Annotated in this window: 23 protein-coding genes and 2 pseudogenes; 9 read left to right on the top strand and 16 right to left on the bottom strand. The window is 70.5% G+C overall.

The window, feature by feature from the left end; genetic code table 11:
• Window positions 1-553 (top strand): annotated as a pseudogene (locus SSOG_RS55810) (Rieske 2Fe-2S domain-containing protein); the annotation flags it as partial.
• Here the strand turns inward: SSOG_RS55810 and SSOG_RS09445 are convergent.
• Window positions 535-981 (bottom strand): ATP-binding protein, encoded by a 447-nt coding sequence (locus SSOG_RS09445; protein WP_009713989.1) that lies wholly within the window; start codon window positions 979-981, stop codon window positions 535-537. The pseudogene SSOG_RS55810 and the gene SSOG_RS09445 sit on opposite strands and share 19 nt — an antisense overlap.
• 559 nt (window positions 982-1,540) lie before the next feature.
• On the opposite strand from SSOG_RS09445, the pseudogene SSOG_RS09440 reads away from it, so the two are divergent.
• The 4 genes and pseudogenes from SSOG_RS09440 (at window position 1,541) to SSOG_RS09425 (ending at window position 3,878) form a co-directional block, all read left to right on the top strand.
• A pseudogene (locus SSOG_RS09440) lies at window positions 1,541-2,550 on the top strand (RNA-guided endonuclease InsQ/TnpB family protein).
• Between the two features lie 121 nt (window positions 2,551-2,671).
• Entirely contained in the window at window positions 2,672-3,523 is an 852-nt protein-coding gene (locus SSOG_RS09435) for a helix-turn-helix domain-containing protein (RefSeq protein ID WP_009713987.1), read from the top strand.
• Window positions 3,520-3,696, top strand: a complete 177-nt coding sequence (locus SSOG_RS09430; protein WP_009713986.1) for a DUF397 domain-containing protein — start codon at window positions 3,520-3,522, stop codon at window positions 3,694-3,696. The genes SSOG_RS09435 and SSOG_RS09430 overlap by 4 nt, the downstream gene beginning before the upstream one ends.
• Window positions 3,693-3,878 (top strand): DUF397 domain-containing protein, encoded by a 186-nt coding sequence (locus SSOG_RS09425; RefSeq protein WP_009713985.1) that lies wholly within the window; start codon window positions 3,693-3,695, stop codon window positions 3,876-3,878. Before SSOG_RS09430 ends, SSOG_RS09425 begins: the two co-directional genes overlap by 4 nt.
• A gap of 3 nt (window positions 3,879-3,881) precedes the next feature.
• On the opposite strand, the gene SSOG_RS09420 is transcribed toward SSOG_RS09425, so the two are convergent.
• Genes SSOG_RS09420 through SSOG_RS09395 form a run of 6 tightly spaced genes read right to left on the bottom strand, consistent with a single transcriptional unit; the run spans window position 3,882 to window position 11,461 of the window.
• Window positions 3,882-4,760, bottom strand: coding sequence for a sugar phosphate isomerase/epimerase family protein (locus SSOG_RS09420; protein WP_039937017.1), 879 nt, complete (start codon window positions 4,758-4,760; stop codon window positions 3,882-3,884).
• A gap of 29 nt (window positions 4,761-4,789) precedes the next feature.
• A complete protein-coding gene (locus tag SSOG_RS09415) occupies window positions 4,790-6,862 on the bottom strand; it encodes a dipeptide ABC transporter ATP-binding protein (protein ID WP_063631642.1) in 2,073 nt (690 codons plus the stop codon).
• Window positions 6,863-6,882: 20 nt separating this feature from the next.
• Entirely contained in the window at window positions 6,883-7,764 is an 882-nt protein-coding gene (locus tag SSOG_RS50940) for an ABC transporter permease (protein WP_039937014.1), read from the bottom strand.
• Window positions 7,761-8,702: an ABC transporter permease gene (locus SSOG_RS09405; protein WP_208867340.1), complete on the bottom strand. Its 942-nt coding sequence runs from the start codon at window positions 8,700-8,702 to the stop codon at window positions 7,761-7,763. The genes SSOG_RS50940 and SSOG_RS09405 overlap by 4 nt, the downstream gene beginning before the upstream one ends.
• Window positions 8,703-8,722: 20 nt before the next feature.
• The gene (locus tag SSOG_RS09400; RefSeq protein ID WP_009713981.1) at window positions 8,723-10,300 is read right to left on the bottom strand and encodes an ABC transporter substrate-binding protein; all 1,578 of its coding nucleotides are present in this window, start codon (window positions 10,298-10,300) and stop codon (window positions 8,723-8,725) included.
• A 57-nt stretch (window positions 10,301-10,357) separates the two neighbouring features.
• Window positions 10,358-11,461 (bottom strand): Gfo/Idh/MocA family protein, encoded by a 1,104-nt coding sequence (locus SSOG_RS09395; RefSeq protein WP_009713980.1) that lies wholly within the window; start codon window positions 11,459-11,461, stop codon window positions 10,358-10,360.
• 242 nt (window positions 11,462-11,703) lie between these two features.
• On the opposite strand from SSOG_RS09395, the gene SSOG_RS09390 reads away from it, so the two are divergent.
• On the top strand, window positions 11,704-12,930 hold the full coding sequence (locus tag SSOG_RS09390) for an ROK family transcriptional regulator (RefSeq protein ID WP_039937011.1): 1,227 nt from the start codon (window positions 11,704-11,706) through the stop codon (window positions 12,928-12,930).
• Window positions 12,931-12,996: 66 nt separating this feature from the next.
• Here SSOG_RS09390 and SSOG_RS09385 read toward each other — a convergent pair whose 3' ends face one another.
• Genes SSOG_RS09385 through SSOG_RS09345 form a run of 9 tightly spaced genes read right to left on the bottom strand, consistent with a single transcriptional unit; the run spans window position 12,997 to window position 20,745 of the window.
• Complete coding sequence (locus tag SSOG_RS09385; protein ID WP_009713978.1) at window positions 12,997-13,500, bottom strand: hypothetical protein; 504 nt, start codon at window positions 13,498-13,500, stop codon at window positions 12,997-12,999.
• Entirely contained in the window at window positions 13,497-15,188 is a 1,692-nt protein-coding gene (locus SSOG_RS09380; RefSeq protein WP_009713977.1) for a class I adenylate-forming enzyme family protein, read from the bottom strand. Before SSOG_RS09380 ends, SSOG_RS09385 begins: the two co-directional genes overlap by 4 nt.
• Window positions 15,185-15,784: a LigA protein gene (locus tag SSOG_RS09375; RefSeq protein ID WP_009713976.1), complete on the bottom strand. Its 600-nt coding sequence runs from the start codon at window positions 15,782-15,784 to the stop codon at window positions 15,185-15,187. Before SSOG_RS09375 ends, SSOG_RS09380 begins: the two co-directional genes overlap by 4 nt.
• A complete protein-coding gene (locus SSOG_RS09370; RefSeq protein WP_039937009.1) occupies window positions 15,781-16,938 on the bottom strand; it encodes a beta-ketoacyl-[acyl-carrier-protein] synthase family protein in 1,158 nt (385 codons plus the stop codon). Before SSOG_RS09370 ends, SSOG_RS09375 begins: the two co-directional genes overlap by 4 nt.
• Window positions 16,935-17,207, bottom strand: a complete 273-nt coding sequence (locus tag SSOG_RS09365) for a phosphopantetheine-binding protein (protein ID WP_009713974.1) — start codon at window positions 17,205-17,207, stop codon at window positions 16,935-16,937. Before SSOG_RS09365 ends, SSOG_RS09370 begins: the two co-directional genes overlap by 4 nt.
• Entirely contained in the window at window positions 17,204-17,476 is a 273-nt protein-coding gene (locus SSOG_RS09360; RefSeq protein WP_009713973.1) for an acyl carrier protein, read from the bottom strand. Before SSOG_RS09360 ends, SSOG_RS09365 begins: the two co-directional genes overlap by 4 nt.
• Before the next feature lie 37 nt (window positions 17,477-17,513).
• The gene (locus SSOG_RS09355) at window positions 17,514-18,902 is read right to left on the bottom strand and encodes a class I adenylate-forming enzyme family protein (protein WP_039937007.1); all 1,389 of its coding nucleotides are present in this window, start codon (window positions 18,900-18,902) and stop codon (window positions 17,514-17,516) included.
• On the bottom strand, window positions 18,902-19,942 hold the full coding sequence (locus SSOG_RS09350; protein ID WP_009713971.1) for a 3-dehydroquinate synthase II: 1,041 nt from the start codon (window positions 19,940-19,942) through the stop codon (window positions 18,902-18,904). The genes SSOG_RS09355 and SSOG_RS09350 overlap by 1 nt, the downstream gene beginning before the upstream one ends.
• On the bottom strand, window positions 19,939-20,745 hold the full coding sequence (locus SSOG_RS09345) for a 2-amino-3,7-dideoxy-D-threo-hept-6-ulosonate synthase (protein WP_009713970.1): 807 nt from the start codon (window positions 20,743-20,745) through the stop codon (window positions 19,939-19,941). The genes SSOG_RS09350 and SSOG_RS09345 overlap by 4 nt, the downstream gene beginning before the upstream one ends.
• A gap of 263 nt (window positions 20,746-21,008) precedes the next feature.
• On the opposite strand from SSOG_RS09345, the gene SSOG_RS09340 reads away from it, so the two are divergent.
• The 3 genes from SSOG_RS09340 to SSOG_RS09330 form a co-directional block, all read left to right on the top strand.
• Window positions 21,009-21,605, top strand: coding sequence for a flavodoxin family protein (locus tag SSOG_RS09340; RefSeq protein ID WP_106516611.1), 597 nt, complete (start codon window positions 21,009-21,011; stop codon window positions 21,603-21,605).
• Between the two features lie 13 nt (window positions 21,606-21,618).
• Complete coding sequence (locus SSOG_RS09335; RefSeq protein WP_009713968.1) at window positions 21,619-23,178, top strand: MFS transporter; 1,560 nt, start codon at window positions 21,619-21,621, stop codon at window positions 23,176-23,178.
• Window positions 23,138-24,022: LysR family transcriptional regulator (locus tag SSOG_RS09330; protein WP_039937005.1), on the top strand; the 885-nt coding region annotated here is incomplete at its 3' end. The genes SSOG_RS09335 and SSOG_RS09330, both read left to right, overlap by 41 nt.

Genomic DNA, 24,022 nt, shown 5'->3' with positions numbered 1-24,022 from the left:
CCCGGAGACGACCTCCCGGGACTTCGCGACGCCGATCGACGACGTGTGCCGGGCGCGCATCCACATCCAGGAGATGCGCGAGAACATCGTGGACGAGTCCCACTTCCACTTCATCCACGGCCAGAGCGAGCCGCCTGTGCAGGAGCTACGGCCGGACGGCCCCGTCGCCGAGGTCCGTGGCCGGATCCACCGGCGCGTTCTCGGCCGGGACATCAACAACACCTTCGATGTGTTCATGTACGGGCCGGGCGTGATGGTGGTACGCGTCCTCGGCCCCGTTCTGTCGCTCACCGCCGTCGCCCTCACCACCCCCGTGGACGACCGTACGAGCGAGATGCGGATGCTGTATTACGTCCGCAAGCCCGCCCGACTGCCCTTCCTGGCACCGGTGTTGAAGCTGGTGTTCCGCGCGGAGGCCCTGAGGGAGGTGCGGGAGGAGGTCCGGATCTGGGACCACAAAGTGCACCAGCCGCGCCCCGTCCTGCTCCCGCACGAGAAGGGCATCAGGGCGCTGCGCCGCTGGTACGCCCAGTTCTATCCGGCCGACGACTGAGGTGAGTCCAGTTCCGCCCACACCGTCTTGCCCACGGGGCGGCGCGGGTCCGTACCCCAGCGGTCGGCGAGCGCGGCGACCAGCAGCAGGCCGCGGCCGGACTCGCTGTCCGGGCCGGGCGCCGGGCCGAGGACCGGTAGCTTCTCGCTGCGGGTGTCGGCCACCTCGATACGCAGGATGCCGCGGGCTTCCTCGAACGAGAGGGCGAGCCGGAAGTCCCGGCCCTGTACGCGCCCGTGGATCGCCGCGTTCGCGGCCAGTTCGGCGACGATCCGCTCCGCGCGTTCGGTGACGGCGGGTGACACCGGCCAGGCGCGGACCTGTCCCACGGCGAGCAACCGGGCGAGGCGGGCGCCGCGCCGCGTGGAGGACAAGCGTTGGGCAAAGGTGCGGGTGGTGGCGGGCAATTGGGGTGTGCTTGCGTTCATGGGGCCAAAGGTGGCGGGTGCGTGCGGGGCTTCGCCAGCGGCGCGCGGCGTACGCAACGTCAGCGTACGGGCACGTTCGGTGGACAGTACGGCGTTTCGTTGCGTCACCGGTTTCCGGAGGAGGCTCCGGCCTTCAGGCCGGAGAGGAACTCGGTTTCCTGCGTAGCGGGGCAGGGAAAGTCAGATCGCCGCCGGGTGATCCGGCGTCTGCCACGGGAGAGCTGAGGGCGACATCGAAGGGGTGAAGGATCTCGGAGTTGCAGGGCTGTAACAGCTTGGGCGGTCACCCGTTCGAGTGGGTCTGCCGGAATGGGGAGGAATGAATGAATGATGACGTTACGTTGGCGACGTGACGACGCCAAGTGAAGTCGAGGAGGCTGGCCATGCCCGGTATACGTACCGGCTTCGTGTGTCCTCGACCGCCGGTGGGGCTCTGCTGGCGGAGTGGGGCCGGTGCCGGTGGCTCTGGAACGAGTGTGTCTCCAAGTCCATGGCCACCTATCTGCACAACAAGGCCACGGGTGAGAAGCGGACGTGTGGTCCAGCGCAACTGGACAAGATGCTGACCGAGGCCCGGCGCATGACGCCGTGGCTGGCGGCCGGGGCGAGTGTTCCGCAGCAGCAGGTGATCCGGGATTTCGGCAAGTCCCGTGCCAAGGCGCACAAGGACATCCGGGAACGCCTGCCTCAGCGGCAGCGGGCCGGTATGCCGCGCTGGAAGAAGAAGCGGGAAGCCTTGCCGACGCTGAACTACACCCGGCGCGGTTCCGGCTGAAGGACGGCCGCCTGCACCTGGCGGGCGGGATCGTACTGACGGTGGTGTGGTCGCGGGCCCTGCCCGCCGAACCATCCTCGGTCCGCGTGTACCAGGACAGCGTCGGGCACTGGTACTGCTCGCTCGTGGTCCCCGCAAAGGTGCGGCCGCTGCCGGAGACCGGCCGGGTGCTCGGCGTGGACTGGGGTGTGAAGGAGACCGCCACCACCACCTCGGACGCCCACGACCTCCCACACGCCCAGCACGGCCGCAAGGTGCAGGCCCGGCTGACCCGGTACGACCGGATGATGGCCCGCCGCAGACCGAAGAAGGGGCAGGCCGCCTCCAGGGGCTACCGCGAGGCGAAGAAGTGGCGGGCGAAGACCTACGCGAAGATCGCCCGTCAGCGGCAGGACACCGGCCGCAAATGGGCCAAGCGCGTCGTGACCGACCACGACGCCATCGCTGTTGAGGACTTCAAGCCGAGGTTTCTGGCCAGGTCCTCGATGGCGCGTAAGGCGGCGGACGCCGCGATCGGGGCCACGAAGAAGGCGCTGATCGAGATGGGCCGCAAGCACGGGCGGGACATGCGCCTCGTGCATCCAGCGCACACGACCATGGACTGTGCATCGTGCGGAGCGAGAACCAAGCACGCACTGCCGTTGTCCGAACGCACCTACACCTGCACCGCGTGCGGAGCCGTCTCTCCCAGGGACAAGAACTCCGCTCGTGTGATGCTCGTCCGGGCAGGTCTGAACCCGGCTGGTGCCGAGGGTGTAAGACCTCCGGGAGCGCTGCTCCCGAAGGCAGCCTGAGCCAGGAATCCCCACACAGCCCTGAAGAAGAGGAATCCCCTCGCATCAGGGAGGGGAGCAGTCAACCTGAGTGAGTCGAGCGCGGGGGCCCTCGAACGTACGCACCTGGAGGTGTCCGCGTATGACGATTGAACATGCTTGTGGGGCTGGAGACGGGGACCGGGAGCCCGATCCTTCGGACAGTCTGCGGACGTTCGGGGCGGTCGTCCAGGCCCTGCGAGAACACGCGGGCCTGAGCCGGGCCCAGTTCGGGGAGCTGGTCCGGTTCTCGAAGCACACCGTGGAGTCGGTGGAGCTGGGGCGACGGATGCCGGAGGAGTCGTTCGTAGAGCGGGCGGAGGAGGTCTTTGGTAACACGGGCGCGCTGCGGAGGGCTGCCAGGTTCCTGTCGCGGGGTGAGCCGGGGCTTGCGGCATGGTTCCAGCGGTGGGCACGGCGGGAGCGGAAGGCGGTGAGCCTGTACACGTATGAGTGCCGGTTGGTGCCGGGATTGTTGCAGCCCGAGGGGTACATGCGGGCGGTGTTCGACAACAGCATCCCGCTACTGACGGACAAGCAGTTGGAGGCGCAGCTCATCGCTCGGCTGGAGCGCACGACGTTGTTGTACGAGCGGCCGAACGTACCGTTCAGCTTCATCGTGGAAGAGTCCGTGTTCCGGAAGAAGCTCGGCGGCCCGGAGGTGACGCGGGGCCTGTTCGACTACGTGCTGGAGCACAGCGCGCCACGCAATGTGAGCCTCCAGATCATGCCGCTGGACACCGAGTTCCATGCCTGTCTGGACGGTCCTTTGCAGTTGCTGGAAACCCCGGACGGGCGGCGGCTCGCCTATTCCGAAGGACAGCAGAACGGGCGGCTGATCGCTGACAGGAAAGAGGTCTCTCTCCTCCAGCAGCGCTATGACACACTGCGCTCGCAGGCCCTCAACCCCAAAGACTCGCGGGGCCTGTTGGAGCGGATGCGAGGAGAGCTATGAGCAGGTCGGAACTCGCTTGGTTCAAGTCCAGTTACAGCGGCACTCAGGGCGACGACTGTGTAGAGGTGGCCGTCACCGAACAGGCCGTCCATGTCCGTGACTCCAAGGACGTGAGCCGCCCGCACTTCGCCGTCACCCCCGACAGCTGGACACGATTCGTGCGGTTCGTATGAGCACATCTGAAGGCGACTGGTTCAAGTCCAGTTACAGCGGCACCCAGGGCGACAGCTGCGTGGAGGTGGCCGTGACCGAGGAGGCCGTTCACGTACGGGACTCCAAGGACACGGCCCGACCCCACGTCGCCATCACCCCCGACGGATGGACCCGCTTCGTGCGGTTCGCCGCGCGCGGCTGAGCGTCAGGCGCCGTACTCGGCGCGCATCCAGCGCGCCGATGCGACCGCGCTCTCGTACGGGTCGGAGATGTCCGGGCAGTCGACCTCGACCATCAGCCAGCCGTCGAACGTGCTGGGCAGGTTGCCGATGATCCCCTTGAGGTCGAGTTCGCCTCGGCCGGGCTCGACCCAGAGCCCGGCCATGACGGTCTGCTGGTAGCCCCAATCGCCCTCGCGGCCCTGCTTCGCAACGCTGAGCCGACAGTCCTTGACGTGCACGAACGGGATCCGTTCCGCGTAGTCCTTGATGAACGCGCCCACGTCCGAGCCCGCCCACGCCAAGTGCCCCGTGTCGGGCAGGAAGCCGAGCCGGGCGGCCGGTATGGCGTCGAGGACGGCCCGGCCCTCCTCCTCGGTTTCGATCCAGGTGCCGATGTGGGGGTGGAGGTTGGGGCGGACGCCTTCGGCGGTCATGGCGTCGGCGATCTTCCCGATCAGCGCCGTCACGGCCTCGACGCGCGACGGGTCCGCGTCGTACGCCTGTCCCGGATGCGCCACGCGCGGCTTGTCCTTTCCCATCGCCAGGCCGAGGCCGATTTCGTCCATCCCGAGTCCGGCGTGCTGGCGCGCGACGGCGGCGGCGCTCTCGATGACGGTGGACTCGTTGCCGTCCTGCCCGTCCGAGCGGCAGACGAAGTAGCCGGGGGCCAGGGTGAGGCCGACCTCGTCCAGGACCGACTGGTACTGGGCGACGGTCCAGTCGGCGGGGACCTCGGCCATGACCGCGTCGAAACCGGACTTCTTGATCAGCGACAGCAGCTGCTTGCGCTCGGGCGCCTTGGACGGGTCGAGCCAGCCGTCGTCGCTGGCCATCCACTGGATCGGGTTGAGTGCGATACGCACGTGTGTGGGGTCCCTTCGATGAAGTGAGGTCAGTGCTGCGCGAGTTCGCCCGCGAAGTGGCAGGCGGCACGCTGGCCCGCAGGGGTGACGGTGAGTTCGGGGGAGGTCTCGGTGCAGATCGTCCGCTCGGGGTGGACCAGCGGGCCGATGGGGCACCGGGTGCGGAACCGGCAGCCCGAGGGCGGGTTGGCCGGGCTGGGGAGATCGCCGCGCAGGACGATGCGTTCCCGCGTACGCGCCGAGACGCTCGGTACCGGCGACGACGAGAGCAGCGAAGCGGTGTACGGATGCTGCGGGTTGCCGTAGACCTCGGCGACGTCGCCGTGCTCCACGATCCTGCCGAGGTACATGACGGCGACGGTGTCGCTGAGATGGCGTACGACCGACAGGTCGTGGGCGATGAACAGGTAGGCCAGGCCCAGTTCGTTCTGGAGTTTCTCCAGCAGGTTGATGATCTGCGCCTGGATCGACATGTCGAGCGCGGAGACCGGCTCGTCCAGGATCAGCGTCTGCGGCTGGCGGGCCAGGGCGCGCGCGATGCCGATGCGCTGGCGCTGCCCGCCCGAGAAGGCGTGGGGGTAGCGATCGAGGTACTCCGGGCGCAGCCCGACCTGCTCCATCAGTTCGCGCGCCGCCGTTTCGAGTGCGCGTCCCCCGATGCCCCGGAACGCGAGCGCCTCGGTGAGGGACTGGCGGATCGTACGCCGTGGGTTCAGCGATGCGTACGGGTCCTGGAACAGATACTGCACGGACGACCGGACCCGTTTGAGGTCTTCCTCGCGCATAGCGCTCACGTCGGTCCCGTCGACGTGGACCGATCCGCCCGCGATCGGGTTGATGCCGACGATGCCGCGGGACAGCGTCGACTTGCCGCAGCCGCTCTCGCCCACGAGCCCGAGGGTGCGGCCGGGGTGGACGGCCAGGCTCACCGAGTCGACGGCGTACACCGGGGGTTCGCGGCGGAAGAGCCCGCGTCCGCGCGATCCGACGTCGATCCTGAGGTCGCGGATCTCCAGTACGGGTGCGCCCGTTGGCGCGGCTGGAGGCACGACCTCGGTACGCGGCGCCGCGTCGATGTCGCTCGCGGACAGGCCCGCACCGCGCTGGGCGACGAAGCAGGCCGCGGTCTGCCCCGCGCCCCCGATCTCCAGCAGGGTCGGCGGTTCCTGGGTGCATACGTCCTCGGCGTACCGGCAACGCGGCGCGAACGCGCAGCCGGGCGGGGGCGCCGCGGGGTCGGGCGGGCTGCCGGGGATGGCGGGCAGCGGCTGGCCGACCCGGTCGTCGTCCAGGCGTGGCATGGCTTCGAGCAGCGCCGCCGTGTAGGGGTGACGCGGCTGCCGGAAGACCTGCTCGACGGAGCCCTTCTCGACCGTGCGCCCGCCGTACATCACCACGACGTCCGTACACAGCTCGGCGACCACGCCCATATCGTGGGTGATGATGGCGATGGCGATGCCGAGTTCGGTACGCAGCCTGGCCAGCAACCGCAGGATCTGGGCCTGGATCGTGACGTCGAGGGCCGTGGTCGGCTCGTCGGCGATGAGCAGCGCGGGATCGTTGGCCAGGGCGATCGCGATGACGACGCGCTGGCGCATCCCGCCGGAGAACTGATGCGGGTAGTGGTCGATCTTCGTCGGTACGTCGGGGATGCCGACCTGTTCGAGCAGCTCGACCGCCCGTGCGCGGGCCGTCTTCTTGTCGACGCCGTGGACCGTCATGGCCTCGACGATCTGGTCGCCGACCTTGAGCACGGGGTTGAGCGCGGCCTGCGGATCCTGGAAGACCATCGCCACCTTCCTCCCGCGCCGCCGCCGCATCTCGCGCTCCGGCAGGGCGAGCAGGTCCTCGCCGTCGAACCGCACCGACCCGGCGGTGATTTCGCCCGGCGGGCGCAGCATCCGCATGATGGAGCGCGCGGTGACCGACTTGCCCGAGCCGGATTCGCCCACGATGCCGAGGACGTCACCGGGGTAGATGTCGAAGCTGACGTCGTTGACGGCCTTCACGCCGCCGCTCCTCAGCTTGAACTCCGTTTGCAGGCCCTCGACCCGCAGCAGCGGCGCGCCCTTGCCCGCCACCGGTGCCGGCGGTTCCGCCATCGTGGAGTCGGTTGTCGAGATCACCGACGGTTCACCGCCTCGTTGAGCGCGTCCGATATCAGGCTGAAGCCCACCGAGAGCAGCAGGAGCACCACTCCGGGGCCGATGATGTACGTGGGGGCCTGGGTGACGAACCGGAGTCCGTTGTTGAGCAGTACGCCGATCGACGGCGTCGGGGGCTGTACGCCCAGGCCGACGATGGACAGTCCCGCCTCGATGTAGACGCCGATGACCATCCAGACGGCGCCGTTGACGACGATCGCGTCCATCGCGTTGGGCAGTACGTGGCGGACGAGCAGTTTCCGGGGCGGGACGCCGAGCACCCGGGCGGCGAGGACGTACTCCCTGCCCTGCTGGGTGAGCCAGGCGCCGCGGGCCAGGCGTCCGGCGGTGGGCAGGCCGCCGATGAGGATGGTGAGGAACAGCGGGAACCACCCGGGGCCGAGGATGGCCACCAGGCAGATGCCGAGGATCAGCCCGGGGAAGCCGATGACGACGTCGAGCACCCGCTGCAATCCGGCGCCGAGCCATTCGGAGATCGCGCCGGCGAGGCCGATCAGCGTGCCGACGGCCATGCTGAGCGGCACGGCGGTGAGGATGAGGCTGAGGTCGACGCGGAGTCCGTAGACGCTGCGGATGAAGATGTCGCGGCCGAATTCGTCCACACCGAAGATGTGCTGGGCCGACGGCCCGGTCAGGGCGTTCGACCCCTGCTGATCGTAGCCGCCCGGGAACAGGACGGGGGCGAGCAGGGCGGCGAGCACCATGATCCCGAGGATCGACAGCCCGATCACACCCCTCGGGGTGCGGAAGGCGGACAGATAGCGGGACAGCGTCGGATTGAGCCTGCGGCGCGTGGCCGTGGCCGCCGCGCCGGGCGCCGTCAGGGGTACGTCGGTCATGTCTGGGCTCCCAACCTGATCCGCGGGTCGAGCGTCGCGAGGACCATCTCGGTGACGATCTGGCAGATCACTGCCACGAAGACCACCCCGAGGATCAGCACCTGGAGGACGGTGAAGTCGCGGGACTGCACGCTGGAGACGGCGAGTTGGCCGAGGCCGTTGCGGTTGAAGATCGACTCGGTGATCACGGCACCGGCGAGCAGGGTGCCGATCTCCAGCCCGATCGCGACGACCGCGGTGCCGAAGCTGTTGCGCAGCACATGGCGCAGGGTGATCTGCCGGGAGGAGGTCCCCTTGGCCAGGGCCAGATCGACGTAGTCCTCGTTGCGGACCTTGGTCATCTCCGTCTGGAGCAGACGGGCCACGATGCCGGAGGGCGACAGCGCCAGCGCGAACGCGGGAAGGATCAGATACTGGATCCCGATGGAGGGATTCTCCAGCAGGCTCACCTCGCCGCTGACGGGCAGCCAGCGGTGGTACACACCGAAGATCAGGATCAGTGCCAGCGCCGTGAGGAACGCGGGGGTGGCGACCAGGAGGCTGTTGCCCAGGTCGAGGGTCGCCCGCGTCCACCGGCGCTTGGTGGAACCGGCGAGCACCCCGAGCGCGGTGCCCATGACGAGGACGAGCAGCGTGGCGAACACGGCCAGTTCCACGGTGCTCCCCAGACGATCGCCGATGAGGCTCGTGACGCTGCGGTGGAGCCGGTAGGACTGGCCCAGGTCGCCGTGGAGCAGCCCGGAGATCCAGTCCCAGTACTGCACGACGGGGGACCGGTCCAGTCCCAGTTCCTTCCGGATGGCGGCGACGTTGGCGGCGCTCGGATCCGTACCGGCGAGGCTGACGGCGACGTCTCCGGGGGCGAGCCGCGGCAGGGCGAAGGCGACGACCGAGCTGGCGAGGAGGACGAAGAGGACGGATGGCGCCTTGCGCGCCATGAACCGGATCATTGCCGCCGCTACCCCTTCGGCTCGGACAGCCACGCCTGGCCGAGGTTCAGGAAGCCCGTCTGGGTGGGCGCGATGCCGCCGACGGACGTCGACCGGACCGTCAGGGTCGGGCGGGTGATCAGCGGAACCGCGAACGCCTGGTCGAGGAAGTAGGCGTTGTACGCGTGCAGCGCCTTCTTCTGCGCGGCGGGCGTGCTCGCGTCGCTGACGTTCTTGACGAGCTTCGTGTACGCGGGGCTCTTGACGTGCAGGAGGTTGTCGTTCGGGACGAACTCGGGCCTGCTGGTGACCGCGCTCGCGGGCAGCAGCGCGTTGCTGTTCATCATCTGGACCGCGGGCGCACCCATGTCCCGCTTGGCGATCCGCCCGTCGTACTCGGTGGCGCTGAGCACCTCGGGCTTGGCGTTGAGCCCGACGGCGGCGAGGTTGTTCTTGACGATCTGGAAGATGCTGGTGGCCTCGGGGGTGTTGAGGGTGACGACCTTGAACGTGGCGCCCTTCACCCCCGCCTTGGCGAGCAGCTTCTTGGCCTTGTCCGGCTGGTAGCCGTAGTGCTTCGCCTGACCGGCGTCGTAGCCGACGGCGTTCTTCTTCCACGGCAGGCTCGTCGCGTCCGCGTGGCCGCCCTCGACCTGCTGCACGATGCGGCGGCGGTCGATCGCGTACTGGACCGCCTGGCGCACCTCCTTCTTGTCGAACGGCGCCTTCGTCACGTCCATGGAGAACGGGATCGCCGAACCGCCCGAGGAGAGGAGGGCGTAGCCCGGCTGCTTGCTCAGGCTGCGGGCGTCCAGCGCGGCCGCGCCGACGCCGTACTGGACGCGTCCGCTGCGGATCGCCGAGACGATGGCGGTCGGGTCGTTGATGACCTGGATGTTGATCTTGTCGAGGTGGGTGTTCTTGGCGTCGCGGTACTTCGCGTACTTGGTGAGCGCGATACGGCCGCCGGGCGTCCACGACTTCCAGACGAAACGGCCGGTGCCGTCGACGTTCTTGCCCGCCGCGTAGTCGTCGTAGGTCGCGGGGTTGAGGATCGGCGCCGTCTCGAACAGGTCGAAGACGTTCGGCGTCGGCTTGCTGAAGGTGAGCTTCAGCTCGTGGTCGCCCTCGGCCTTCATCGACGTGATCTGCTGGGCGATCGCCTGGCCCGCCGCGCCCGTCGCCGGGTCCCGCACCTTCTTCAGGGTGAAGATGACATCGCGTGCCGTCAGCTTGCGGCCGCTGTGGAAGGTCACATCGTCCCGGAGCGTGATGTCGATGCTCTTGGCGTCGGGGGCGAGCTTCCACGACTTCGCGAGGACGCCCTTGGGCTTGCCCGTCTTGGCGTCCATGAGGGTCAGCGTCTCGAGGACCGTGTACTCGGACAGGATGTTGCCGACCGAGGTCTTGAGGAACGAGCCGGGGTCGGCGTCGCTCGCCTGCGCGACGGTGAGGGTGCCGCCGTCGCGCACCGGACCGGCGGCCGTGTCCTTGCCGCCGCCCGGACCGGAATCGGTGGCGGCGCTGCATGCGGCGGTGGTGAGCAGCGCAACGCTCGCGGCGGCTGCTATCAGTCGGGTTCGCCAGGCCGGCGTTCTGGACGACATCGGTGCTCCTTGAGGGTGTTTCCGGGGGTGTCGCGAGCGAGGCTCAGGCGGCGAGGGTTACGCGGGGTATCGCGGCTGGGGACGTTCACAGGTGCTGCTCAGGTGCACGACGCGGGTCTGCTGGGAGGACTCCTCCACCGCGCACAGTGCTTCGAGTACGTGGAAGGCGAACGAGCCGGTCGCCCGGTGCGGGCCGCCTTCGATCGCGTCCGCGAGATCGCGGACGCCGAGGCCGCGGCGGGCCTGTTCCTTGGTGCCGACGGCGCCGAACAGGCCCACCACCGGCTCCAGTACGGACCACGAGGCATCGCCGTGGCGCCTCAGCCGCACCTCGCCGTCGAAGTGGTTCGGGTTGCCCAGGGACAGCGTGCCCTCGGTGCCGTAGATCTCCATGAACGGCAGGTCGGAGTCCCAGACGTCGAAGCTCATCTGCGCCGTCCCGAGGACTCCCGAGGCGAACGTCAGCACCGCGGCGGTGTGCGTGGGAACCGTGACCTCGATGGAGTCGACGGCCCGGCCGGGCGAGGTCACCGGCCGGTGCGGCGCGCCGATCCGGCTCGCCGCGCTGATGGCCTGGATCGGGCCCAGGCAGTTCACGAGGATGGCGACGTAGTACGGCCCCATGTCCATCACCGGGCCGCCGCCCGGCTGGAAGAGGAAGCGCGGGTCCGGATGCCAGGTCTCGGCCTTGCTGTGGCCGATGAAGGCCGAGGCGCCGATCGGTGCGCCGATGAGTCCGTCGTCGATGGCCTTGCGCGCCGTCTGGCTCGCGCTGCCGAGGAACGTGTCCGGCGCCGAGCCGAGGATACGCCCGCTCCGGGCGGCCGCCTCCAGTACGGCCCGGCCCTCCTCGACCGTCGTGGCCAGGGGCTTTTCGACGTAGACGTGCTTGCCGGACTCCAGGGCGGTGATGATCGTGCGCGCGTGGTGCACCGGCGGGGTGAGGTTCACGATGATGTCCACCGACGCGTCGGCGTACAGCTCCGCGTCGTCGCCCCAGGCCGGAATGTCGTGATCGGTGGCGGCCTGCTTGGCCCGGGCCGGGTCGATGTCGCCCACCCGCACGATCTCCAGCTCCGGGTAGCGGGCCAGGCCGGTGACGTACCGGCCGAAGATGTTGCCGCTGCCCAGGATGCCGATGCGATGCGATTGCCTGGCCATGAGGTGGAGTCCTCTCGGGGGAGCGATGCGTGGTGCGGGGCGGTCGTCGGGTCGCGTGCCTCCGCGTCGCCCGGTCACCAGATCGAGATGTGCAAACGAACCGGCCATGGCCGGAACTTTTTGTGTGGGCATCACCATCGTTTAATTCGCGCTGCGGGGACAAGACGCCGTTTTTAATTTTTCGTATGGACTAAAGATGGGCTCCTTGTCGGGTGGATCACCCGGCAATTAGGGTCACCGACGTGCATAAGGGCGATGGCTATGAGGCCGATCCGGTTCTTCTGCCTTCCGTGCCCGTGGGGCTGCGAAAGGTGCTGGACCTCGTGGTGTCGGGCGAGGCGACCAGCCGTGCCGAGATCGCGCGGCGCAGCGGTCTGGTCCGGACGACCGTCGGTAAGCAGGTGGACCATCTCGTCGCGCGCGGCATCCTGGAGGAGCTCGAATCGAGCGAATCGGTGCGGGGCCGACCGCCGAGGGTGCTGACGCTCAGCCCGCGGGCCGGGACCGTCGCCGTGGCGGACGTCGACACCCTGGCGTCACAGGTCGCGATCGCCGACCTCACGGGGCGGGTGCTCGCCCAGGAGACCGTGGGCGTCCGGATCGCAACCGGGCCGGAGACCGTGCTGGAGACGGTGACCGAGCGCCTGATGGCCCTGCTGGCGCAGTGCGGGCGCGACTCCGGCCGGGTCCGCGCCGTGGTGATGGGCCTGCCCGCGCCGGTGGACTTCCAGCGCGGCTGCACGGTGCGGCCGACCGGAATGCCCGGCTGGGGCGGTTACCCGGTGGCCGACGAACTGCGGAAGCGGTTCCGGTGTCCCGCCCTGGTGGATAATGACGCCAATCTCATGGCCCTCGGCGAGGCGGGCCAGGAGCAGGACGGCACCCCGCTGGTGTGCATCAAGATCTCCGCGGGAGTGGGGGCCGGGATCGTCACCGCGGAAGGCGAGCTGTACCGCGGGGCGGACGGAGCCGCGGGCGACATCGGCCACATCCGGGCCGTCGGCGGTGGCGGCGACGTCCTGTGCTCCTGTGGCAACGACGGCTGCCTCAGCGCGCTGGCCTCCCGCCCGGCCGTCCTGCGCAGCCTCGGCATCCCCGAGTCGACCGACGAGGACCCGCTGCACGGCGTACGCGTGCTGGCGGAACGCGTCGCCGACAACGAACCGAACGCCGTGCGCGCCCTGCGCCAGGCGGGCACCGACGTCGGCGAGATCGCGGCCATGCTGGTCTCCATGTTCAACCCGCGCACGCTGGTCGTCGGCGGCCCGCTGAGCGAACTCCGCGACGACCTCCTCTCCGGGGTGCGCGCCGTGGTCTACCAGCGTGGCCTGGCCTTGGCCACCAGCAAGATGACCATCACCACACCCCGGCTCGGCGAGAGCGCCGGGATCCACGGCGGCATAGCGCTCGCCACCCGGGAGGTCTTCAGCGCCCAGGGCGTCGCCCGGATGATGGTCGGCGAGCCGTAGGGGGCGTTGTGCCGTGGGCGGCCGAGCCCGGCGGAGAGGGACTCGGCCGCCCGTTGCTGATGCGCGTCAGCCCACGCGCATCAGCAACCGGCAGGCGGCGTCGCCGTCGCGCAGGCACGCGGTGGCGCAGTTGCGGGTGAGTTCGACGCCGAGCCCCTCCGACCAGCCCGCGTGGATGTCCGTACACGGGCAGTCGTAGCCATCCAGCGAACCGGCCATACGGACCATGGTCACGGCGAAGTTCTGCCGCATGGTCAGCTCGATGTCGCCGTCCGGGAGCACGACGGTGCCGCCGTCGCGGAGTTCGCTCGGGAACATCCACTCCGAGCAGTCGTCGTACCGCTGCCGGAGTTCTTCGAGGTCGGCGGCGGGTTTTCCGCCGTGCTGGCGGGCGATGCGCTTGCCGACCTGGACGGCCACGAAGCGCAGCGCCTCGGCGTTGATCTCGTTGGCCACCGCGTGGCCGAAGCGCTTCGCCACGCCCTGATACCAGCGGGCGTCGTGCAGCCACCACTGGCGGTACACGTCCATGGGCTGGGGGCGGGGGCTCGTACGCTCGGGAATCGTCATCGCGCCGCCTCTCCCGGCGCGCGCCCGCCTGCCAGCCGGGCCCGGAAGCGTTCGCGCATCTCCCGTTTGAGCACCTTGCCGGTGGCGCCCTTCACCACATCGTTCGCGTCCATCCGGAGCGCTCCGGTGAGGGGCGGGAAGCCCTCGGCGGTGAGGGCCCGGTTGACCTTGGCGGTCCAGTCGTCGGCGTCCGTCGCGTCCGGGCGCACTTGGAGCAGGACGTACGCGTCGGCGGTTCCGTCGCCGTCCCAGTCGGCGCGTACGCCCTCGGGGGCGACGGCCACCACCGTGCAGTCGTCGAGTTCGGGCAGCTCGCGCAGCAGCAACTCCTCGGTGCGGGTGCTGAACACCAGGCCCGCGGCCGTACGGATGGCGTCGGGGGCGCGGTCGAGGTGGTAGAAGTTGCCGTCCTCGTCCCGGTAGGAGAGGTCACCGGTGAGCCAGTAGCCGCCGAGCCGCAGCCGGTGGAACGTCAGCGAGTCGTTCCAGTAGCCGGGGGTGAGGGTGGGGGACCGTACGCCGAGGCGGCCCACCTCGCCGGGTGGCAGCGGGGTGCCGTCCTCGGAGAGCACCGCGGCCTCGGCGAAGCTCATCGGCTTGCCGACGCAGCGGGAGAACGACGAGCGGCCGGGCTTGTGGCCGTTGTGGAAGAGCGAGTAGCCGGTCTCGGAGGAGCCCAGTCCGTCGGTGAACACGGAGCCGGGGACGCGGCAGCGCTTGAGGTCCCGGCCGACCGTATCGTGGCTGCCCTGCGCGATGAGCGCCCTGATGTGCGCTTCGTGCGCCGCGTCGCCGGTGTTGTACCAGGCTTCGACGCTGGACAGATCGCGCGCGGCGAGATCCTGCGCAGCCATCTCCCCGTACGTACCGGCGAACGCGAACACCGTGGTCGGGCGGAACGACTCCATCGCGTCCAGGACGTCGACGCCGCGCTGGCTGGACAGCAGCAGCACGGGCGAGCGCAGCAGGAAGCCGAACAGCATGACCGAGATGGACGCGTTGTGCGAACCGGGCATCGCGACCAGCAGCCTGCCCATCGAGGAGCCCACCGACAGCTTCAGCCGGTGCAGTTGCGCGTACAGCAGGGTCTCGTGGGTGTGCGGGACGGCCTTCGGCATGCCGGTGGTGCCCGAGGAGTGGGAGATGATGATCGGGTCGGTGGGGTGATGGGCGTACGGGTACGCTGCCGGGAGCGGGCCGCGGGCCGTGTCCGCGCGGATGTCGGCCGCGGTGGCGCAGAAGCCGAGGCCCAATTCGGCCTGGTGGGGAGCCATTACCGGGTGGTGGGCCTGATCGGTGACGGCGCCCACGGCGCCCTGGCGGCGGACGTATTCGCGGGCGATCTCGGGGCGGAGGTTGCCGTTGACGAAGGACGGGATCGCGCCGAGGGAGGTGAGCGCGAGGAAGTTGATGGCGAACTCGGTGCTGGAGTACGTCTGGATCGCCACCGGGTCGCGGGGGCGTACGCCGTGTGCGTGGTACCAGGCCGCGTAGGTGGCGACGACCTCGTGCAGCTCACCCAGGGTCAGCACCTCGGGGTGGCCGCCGTCCGGGGCCTGCCAGATGGTGTCGGTCCACAGCACCTGCTCGTCGAGCGGTCTGCCGTACGCCTTCAGCCGGTGGATCACGTTTCCGGCACCCAAGGCGGCGTCCTCGCTGATCTGCGCGCGTTCTTTCTTGGTGATCATGGGCTGGTTCCTTGGATTCGGGCGGCCAGCTCGACCAGGCCGCGGAGGGTGCCGTGCTCGGTGGCGGGGGCGTCGGACGGGGGACGGGGGTGCGGGTCGTTCCGGTCCACCACGAGGGCGACGGCCTGGTCGGTGGCGGGCGGGCCTGGGCTGCGCAGGTTGCGGTACGCGGCGGTGGTGCGCTCGGTCCCGGCCAGCTCGACGCCGACGAGTACGACGCGGTCCAACTCCTCGTCGTCCAGCAGGAGTTCGGCCGTCGCCAGCAGCTCCCCGGCCAGGTCCGCCACGGTGGACAGGCAGAGCAGCGGCCCGGTGATGGCGAAGTCCCGGCTGAGCTGGCCGAGGATCGCGTTGGCGGTGCTCTGCATGAACAGCAGCGGATTGTGCACCTGCCCGGCGACCAGCCGACGGCTGCCGAGGTCGAGGGTGGCGGCGTCGCCCATCGTGCTGGCCAGGACCATCGCGGTCCGGGAACCGTCGCCGGGGCGGGCGCGCAGGCAACGCTCGACGGCCTGGTGCACGAGCGGATTGAAGGCGGACTCCACGAAACCGGCGACGGGCGGAGCGGCCTCCGGACCGGACGTCGCGGCGATCATGCCCGCTCCAGGATCAGCGCGGTGTTGGCACCGCCGAACGCGGCGTTGATGCTGAGCGCCCGCCGGATGTCGGCCTTGTGGGGGCGGTTCGGTACGTAGTCGAGGTCGCAGGCCGGGTCCGGTTCGGTGAACCCGGCGGTGGGCGGCAGGACGCCGTCCCGCAGCGCGAGCAGGGTGATCACGAGTTCCACCACTCCGGACGCCTCCAGCAGATGTCCCGTCGTGCTCTTGGTCGAACTGACCGGCACGTGGGGCGCGTCCGCGCCGAACAGCGCGTGCAGTCCGCGCGTCTCGGCGGGGTCGTTGGACTTGGTCGCGGTGCCGTGCGCGTTGACGTAGTCGATGCGCGGGCCCCCCGCCCGCCGCAGCGCCCGCCGCGCGGCGGTGACCAGCCCGGTGCCGTCGGGGTGCGGCCGCGCGATGTGGTGCGCGTCGGACGCCGCACCCCACCCGGTCACCGCCCCGAGCGCCCGCGCCCCCCTGCGCCGCGCGCTCTCGGCCGACTCGAGAACGACGGCGGCGGCCCCGTCCCCGAGCAGCAGCCCACTGCGGTCGGCACAGAACGGCCGCACCATCCCGTCCCGGGACAGCGCGAACCCGGACCCGAACTTGGCCAGGTTCTCCTCCTCCACCAGATAAGCCCCCGTACAGATCACGATGCCGGCCCGCCCGGAAGCGATGAGCTGGCACCCGTGCGCGATGGCGGAGGCGGAGGCGACACACGCATTGGTGAACGCCAACCGAGGCCCCCGCACCCCGAGCACCTCCCCAAGCGCCTCGGCCTGCCAGGCGGGCACGGTCTCGACGGCCCGGTCGAGCGGGTCGGGTGCGGCGCCATCGCCCGATGCCGCCGCGCGCCAGAAGTCGGTCAGGGCGGTGAAGTCGCCCGCGGTGCCTACCAGGACCGTGGCCTCCGTGCCCGGATGCAGGCCGGCCATCCCTGCCGCCGCGCCCGCCACCTCGGCCAGGACGTCCCGCAGGGGGACGGCCGTGCCACTCGCCGCGGCCAGGTTCGTACGGTACGGGCCGGGGTCGAACCGGGTGATCGGCGTGAACGCGGGGCTTCCGTCGAAGACGCCCTCCCGCAGTGCGTCCGCGCCGGTGCCGAAGGCCGTGCGGACGCCGAAGCCCGTCAGCAGCACCTCATGGGTCATGGACGGTCCGCCAGGTGGTGGTCGTTCAGGTAGTCGGTGATCCGCCGTACCGAGGTGAACTCGGCGAGGAACGCCTCGGCCGGTTCGATCTCCACGCCGTAGCGCAGCTCCAGCTGGTGCAGGAACCACACCAGGCCGAGGGAGTCCAGCGCCAGGTCGGCGTCGTCGTCCATCGCGTCCGGCAGCGCGGCGAAGATCTTGGGGTCGGACAGCAGCTCCCGTACGACGTCAACGGTGATACGCGTTCGGGCTTCGGATTCCGCGGTCATGCCGTGGCGCCCCGCTTGATGACGTCGTCGACCAGATCGCCGAGGTTCATCGCGCCGACCGGTTCGAAATCGGTGTCCGGGAACTTCACGCCGAACCGGCGCTCGATCCGCAGGACCAGTTCGATCAGGCTCAGCGAGTCGATGTCGATACCACCGGTGCCCAGGGGGCTGTCATCGGTGATGGTGTCCGCGTCGAGCGGGTGGTTCATGTCGTCGCTGATCGTGCTGAGCACGAACTGACGGATCTCCTTCTCCAACGTCGTCTGCATGGTGTGAAAACCCTTCTGGGGCAGTAGTGGGTAACAGTCAGCGGGCGGGGGAGCGCGCCAGCAGGGCCTCGCGGCGGCGGATGAGCTTGCCGTTGGAGGTGCGGGGCAGGTCCGGGAGGACCTGGATGACGCGCGGCACCTTGTAGTCGGCCAGCCGGTCCCGGCACCAGCGGAGCAGCTCCCCGGCCGAGGGCCCGTCCGGTTCGGTGGACACGTACGCCTCGGTCGTACCGGCGTGGACGACGACGGCCCCGCTGACCCCGGGGTGGTGGCGCAGCACGTCCTCCACCTCGGTCAGGTCGACCTTGAGCCCGCCGATGACCACGAGCGAGTCGCCGCGGCCCAGCAGCCGCACACCGCCGTCGGGGTCCAGCGAGGCGCGGTCGCGGGTGTGCAGCCAGCCGTCGGTGTAACGGCCGCCACCGGAGGCGTGGAGGTACGGGGAGCCGTCCGGTAGGAAGACGTCCAACTCGCCGTCTTGGATGCGCAACCGCACACCTGGCGCCGCCCGTCCGACCGTGGGCCGGGAGGCGCCGCTGACCTCCATCGCGACGACGCCCGTCTCGGTGGTTCCGTACGATTCGCCGACTCCGATGCCGTACCGGTCGGCGAACCGCGCTGCCGTCTCCGGGGGCATGATCTCGCCGCCGGACACCGCCGCCCGCAACAAGGGGAGAGGGGGCAACTCCCTTGCGGTGCTGAGCAGTTCGTAATGGAAGGGGGTGCCGAAGATGGCGTGGACGTCGTGGCGCCCGGCGGCGCCGAGGATGTCCTTGGCCGACACCCGGCGGGCGAACACGGCCGCGACGCCCGCGGTGAGCGAGTGCAGCACCCCGGCGATCAGCCCGAAGCTGTGCGCGGTGGAGCTGAGCAGCAGCACCCGCTCGCCGAGGGTCGGCATGCCGTCGATCCGGGTGAACCGTTCGATCTCGGCGGCCAGGGAGGCCGGGGTCCGCCCGATCACCTTGGGCAGGCCGGTGGAGCCGGAGCTGAACTGCACCAGCCGGTGGTCGGTCGCCGCGGTCCGGCCGTCCGGGAAACGGGAGGTGACCACCTCGTACCGGGGCTCGAACCGCAGCGGTGCGCGGTCCGCCGTACCCGCGCTGACCAGGAACTGCGGATGGCACAGGGCGCGCAGGGCCTCCACCTCGGACGGCTTGAGCCGGTGGTCGATCAGCATCACCTGGGCGCCCAGTCGCCACAGAGCGAGCAGCACCTCGATCTGGGTGAAGCTCGGCGGTATCCGCAGCATCACCGTGGTGCCCTCGCCGATGCCGTACTCGGCGAAGACGTCCGCCTCGGTGGCCGCGGCGGCGCGTACCTCGGCGCGGCTCACCGGGTGGTCGCCGTGCACGAGGTACGGCAGATCGCCGGGGTGGGCGTCGAACAGCGTCTCTACGAGTCCCCGCATATCGATAGCGCTCATCACTGTTCCCGGCAGAACTCGCCGATGGGGAAGCCCACATGGCGCTGGTCGGTGGCCAGGTAGCCGAGCAGTTCGTCGCCGGGCCGCAGCTCGGTGACGTTGTGGACAGATCCGCCGGGCCCGAGCACCCGTACGTGCCAGTCGTCCTGGACGGTCAGGCTCACCACCGTGCCCTCGGGGGAGCGCGCGGTGATGGTCAGCAGCGGCCGGGACTCCAGCTTGGCGCGGCCGATCATGACCGGGCGGGTCCGGCCCTCGGCGTCGACGGCCAGCGTGGTGCCACCCGCGCGCAACTCGCTGAGGTAGTTGGTGCGGTTGTCCGGGCCGAGTACGTAGGAGTGCAGGGCGCCCGCGTTGACCCGGAAGGGGCGGGTCGGCATGTACGGCAGCGGGTGGGTCTCGCTACAGCACAGGATGAAGCCGGTCGAGTACGAGCCGACGAGGATGCCCTCGTCCTCGGCGAAGTGGCTGCACGTGTCCACGCACACCCGGTCGCCGAGGCCGTGGTGCTCGATGCCGTCGACGGTCAGCGTGGTCAGGTTCAGCGGTGCCGTACCGGCCTCCAGCAGCCGGGCCAGCGCGAACACCTCACCCGCGTTCGAGGGGGCCAACAGGATGCCGTCCGAGCCGCGTTCCAGCACGTCGAGGACGGTGGCGGCCTCTTCGAGGTCCGCGCAGACCGTGATCAGCTTGCCCTCGGAACGGTCCGCGGCGGCGAGCACGATCTCCAGCGGGATCTTGGTCGGGTCGGCGAAGCGGACCACGGTGAAGGGCAGCGCCACGGCGGCGGCGCACGCCAGCCGCAGCGACGGTTCGTCGTGGACGTCGACCCAGCCCGCGGTGTCGGCGTCGAGACCGTGCAGCTGCTTCTCGTCGGTCACCGGGGTGGTGGTGACGCCGGTGACGGTCGGCGGCAGCGCCTTGAGGACGGATTCGTCGTCGCTGAGCACGCCCCGCATCCGGGTGTGGATGGCGGCGTCCACGACGGACTCCAGCTTGTCCTGCGGAACCGTTCTGAGGTCGATCCAGGCGAACTTCATGCGGCACCTGTCGCAATCGTCGGGGGATGGGGGGCCGTTCCGGCGTCGGCGGCGTGGACGATGGCCGCGAGCCGTAACACCAGCGAAGCGGGGGAGGGCGAGGTGAAGATCCGGCGGCCGACGGCGAGGCCCCGGCAGCCGGCGAGCATCAACGAGGTCGCGTGGCCGATCAGATCCGAGCCGTCGGGCGGGCCGCCCGCGGCGAGGACCGGCAGCGGGCTGCTGTCCACCACCTCGGCCATGCGGTCCACCGGCAGCGCCACCGACGTCTTCACCAGGTCGGCGCCGAGGTCCGCGGCGATGTTGACGGCGTGGGCGAGCAGCGCCGGGTCGTGCGGATCGGCGATCCGCGGGCCCCTCGGATAGATCATCGCGAGGAGCGGCATGTTCCATGTGTCGCACGCGGCGGCGACGGTGCCGAGGTCGGTGAGCTGCCGGTGTTCGGTGTCCGAGCCGAGGTTCACGTGCACGCTCACCGCGTCCGCGCCCAGCCGTACGGCCTCTTCCACCTCGCCGACGAGCACCTTGGCGTCGGCATCGGCCGCGTACCCGGTCCCGGCGCTCAAGTGCACCACCAGCGCGCAGTGGCGCAGGATGCCCGGGGCGATGGTGCGCGCCCGGCCCTTGTGGACGACGATCGCGTCCGCGCCGCCGTCCACCAGCGCGCTCAGCAGCCCGTTCCAGCGGGCCTGGGGCACCACCGGTCCGTCGGACACACTGTGGTCGAGCGGGACGAAGAGATATCTCCCGTCCCCCACGGGGGAGAGCCTCCGCATCCGGAGTGATTTACCCAAATCGGTCATGTGCCGGGAACACCTCTTCCAACGGGTGGACGGTGCTTCGGGATTGCCGGGTCAGAATGGCACGCCCGTGCGAAGGCGAGCAGATATCGAATCTCCATCACTCCGCGGTTATGCGGCTCTGAGAAACCTCTGAGACTCCTGTGGCAGGCTGGCCGACGCTCTGCGGACATCCCCTGGAATCCGCGGACACCCCCTGGAATCCGCGGACACCCTTGAGCACCGGATTCCGGAACGGCGTTTTCGAGGAGGCCGGCTTGACCGCCCTGACCGACCCGGTACACATCGCCATCGCCTGCCACGGCGGACGCGGACACACCGCGGCGCTGGGGGAGGCCGTACGCGCCGGGGCGAGCCGGGCCCCGGACACCAAGGTCACCCTCGTCCGGGTCGACCGGATCACCGATGAGGACTGGCAACTGCTCGACGACGCCCACGCGATCGTCTTCGGCGCGCCGACGTACATGGGCACGGCCTCCGCCGCGTTCCACGCCTTCGCCGAGGCCAGCGCCCGGCGCTGGCTCACCCGCCGCTGGCAGGACAAGGTGGCGGCGGGATTCACCAACTCCGGCTCCATGGCCGGGGACAAGGCGGGCACCCTCGGCTACTTCGCCACCCTCGCCGCACAGCACGGCATGCTCTGGGTCACCCTCGGCCTGCCCTCCGGCTGGAACTCCAGCCGCGGCAGCGAATCCGATCTGAACCGGCTCGGCTTCTACCAGGGCGCGGGCGCGCAGTCCCCCGTGGACGACCGGACGGGCACGGTGCACCCGTCCGACCTCGCCACCGCGGAACACCTCGGCCACCGGGTCGCGGAGGTCACCCGGACGCTCGTCGCGGGCAGACGAGCGCTGACACCGTGAGGGCGGCGACACCGTGACACACCGGTCCCCGCGCCCGTGGTGGACCGTGGCCGTGGCGGTCCTGGCGCAGACGCTGGTCCTGCTGGACAACACGGTCCTCAACGTGGCGATGGAAACCCTCGCCGACCCGGTACGCGGGCTCGGCGCCTCCGCCGCGGAGCTGGCGTGGGCCAACGCCTCGTACTCGCTGGTCTTCGCCGCGGGCAGCTTCGCCGGCGGCGCCCTCGCCGACCGCTACGGGCCGCGCCGCACCCTGACCGCCGGGCTGCTGCTCCTGGCGGTCGCCTCCACGCTGGCCGCGTTCTCGCCCGGCGCCACCGAACTCATCGTCACCCGCGGGTTCATGGGCGCGGGCGGCGCGCTCATCACGCCGGCCACGCTGGCGCTCGTCACCCGCGGCACCGCGCCCGCCCACCGCACCCGGGCCATCGCGGTGTGGGCCTCCGCGGGCGGCGCGGCGGTCGCGCTCGGGCCGGTGGTGGGCGGTGCGCTGCTGACCCGGTTCTGGTGGGGCTCGGTGTTCCTCGTCAACCTGCCGGTGGTGGCCGTATGCCTGGCCGGGGTGGCACTGCTGGTGCCCGAACTGCGGTACGCCGAGCGCAGGGTGCTCGACCCGGTGGCGCTGCTGCTCTCCGTCCTGGGGCTCGGCCTGGTGGTGTACGGCGTCATCGAGGGCGGCCGCCCGTCCGGCTGGTCGAGCCCGGCCGCGCTGCTGCCGCTGGTGGCGGGGCTCGCCCTGCTGGCGGTGTTCGTACGCGTGCAGAGCCGCCGCGAGGTGCCGGGCTTCGACGTGCGCCTCTTCACCGAGCCGCGCTTCGCGGGCGGCAGCGTGACCTTGCTGCTGCTCTTCTTCGGCCTGGCCGGGCAGCTCTTCTACTGCGCCTTCTATCTGCAAGGGGTCCACGGCCTGTCGGCGCTGGCCGCCGGGGCCGTGATGGCATCCGCCGCGGGCGGCATCGTCCTCGGCAACCAGATCTCCCCGGGGCTGGCCCGGCTGCTGACCGTCCGCTGGTGCGCGGTCGCCGGAGTCCTCCTGTCGAGCGCCACCTTCGGCGCCTATGTGTTCTTCGACGCCGACACCCCGGTGGCCGCGATCGCCGCGGTGCTGCTCGCGCAGGGCGCCGGTATCGGACTGGTGGTCGCGCCGATGACGGCGGAGATGATGGCCGTCCTGCCCGCGCGGTACACCGGCGCGGGCGCGGCCATCAGCGCCGCCACCCGGCCCGTGGGCAGCACCCTCGGGGTCGCGGTCCTCGGCTCGGTGCTCGCCACCTCCTACCGCGGGGAGATCCGGCCCGCGCTCGACGGTCTGGCCCCCGGGGTGCGGGACCGGGCGCTGGACTCCGCGGAGGCCACCCGGGCGGTGGCCGCGTCGCTGCACCGGCCCGATCTCCTCGCCGCCGCCGACCGGGCCTATCTGCACGCCCTGTACGTCACCGCCACCTGGACGGCGCTGCTGTCCCTGGCCGGTGCCGTGCTCGTCATCGGCTATTTCCGGCCACGACCATCACCGACGGAGGCAGGAAGTGGATATGGGTCTGCGCCACCTGCGGATCGTGCTCACCGTGGCTGAATCCGGCAGTATCAGCCGCGCGGCCGCCACGCTGAAAATCGCCCAATCCGGCCTCTCCACCCAACTCAGGCGGATCGAACAGGAGTTGGGTGGGCCGCTGTTCCGGCGCCGCCCGCAGGGTGTCGTACCGACGGAGCTGGGCGTCCATGTGGTGGGCCGGGCCAGGGCGTTGCTCGACGAGTTCGGGGATCTGCTCGCCACGGCGCGTACGCTCGCCCAGCCGACCGAACCGCCGCAGGCCGTCGCGCTGGGCGGCGTCGACAACCCCTGGGTGCCGCGGATCGCCGCGCTCATCCGGGAGCGGCTGCCGCACCACGAACAGCTGACCTATCTGGAACCCTCCTCCCAGGCCGTACTGGAACTGCTGCGCACCGAGAAGATCGCGCTCGCGGTCATCAGCGAGTTCCCGGACGTCGGACCGCCCGCGGTCCGTGAGTTCACCGTGCGCGACCTCGGCACCGAACCCGTGCTGATCGGCCTGGCCCCCGGCCACCGGCTGGCCCACCGGCAGCTGATCACCCTCGAAGAGCTGGCCGACGAGATCTGGGTCGCCCCCGGAGACCGCTCCGACGGCCTCGGCCTGAGCCTGCGGATCGCCTGCGAGCGCGCCGGGTTCACCCCGCGGTTCCGGTACTTCGGCGCCGACCAGACCACCGCGGCGGCCCTCGTCGGCGCCGGGAACGCGGTCGGTGTCTTCGTCGGACCGGGCGACCGCTGCCCCGGCATCACCCTGAAGCGGCTGGCCGACGGCCGGCTATGGCGCCGGACCCGCCTGGCGTGGGCGCCGGGACTCACCGCTGGCCGGGCTCGCCGAGGATATCGACGGCGGCGCGCTCGACTGGTG

Origin of the sequence: Streptomyces himastatinicus ATCC 53653, from assembly GCF_000158915.1 — a bacterium.
GTDB lineage: Bacteria > Actinomycetota > Actinomycetes > Streptomycetales > Streptomycetaceae > Streptomyces > Streptomyces himastatinicus.
This window is presented reverse-complemented; position numbering and strand designations above follow the sequence as displayed.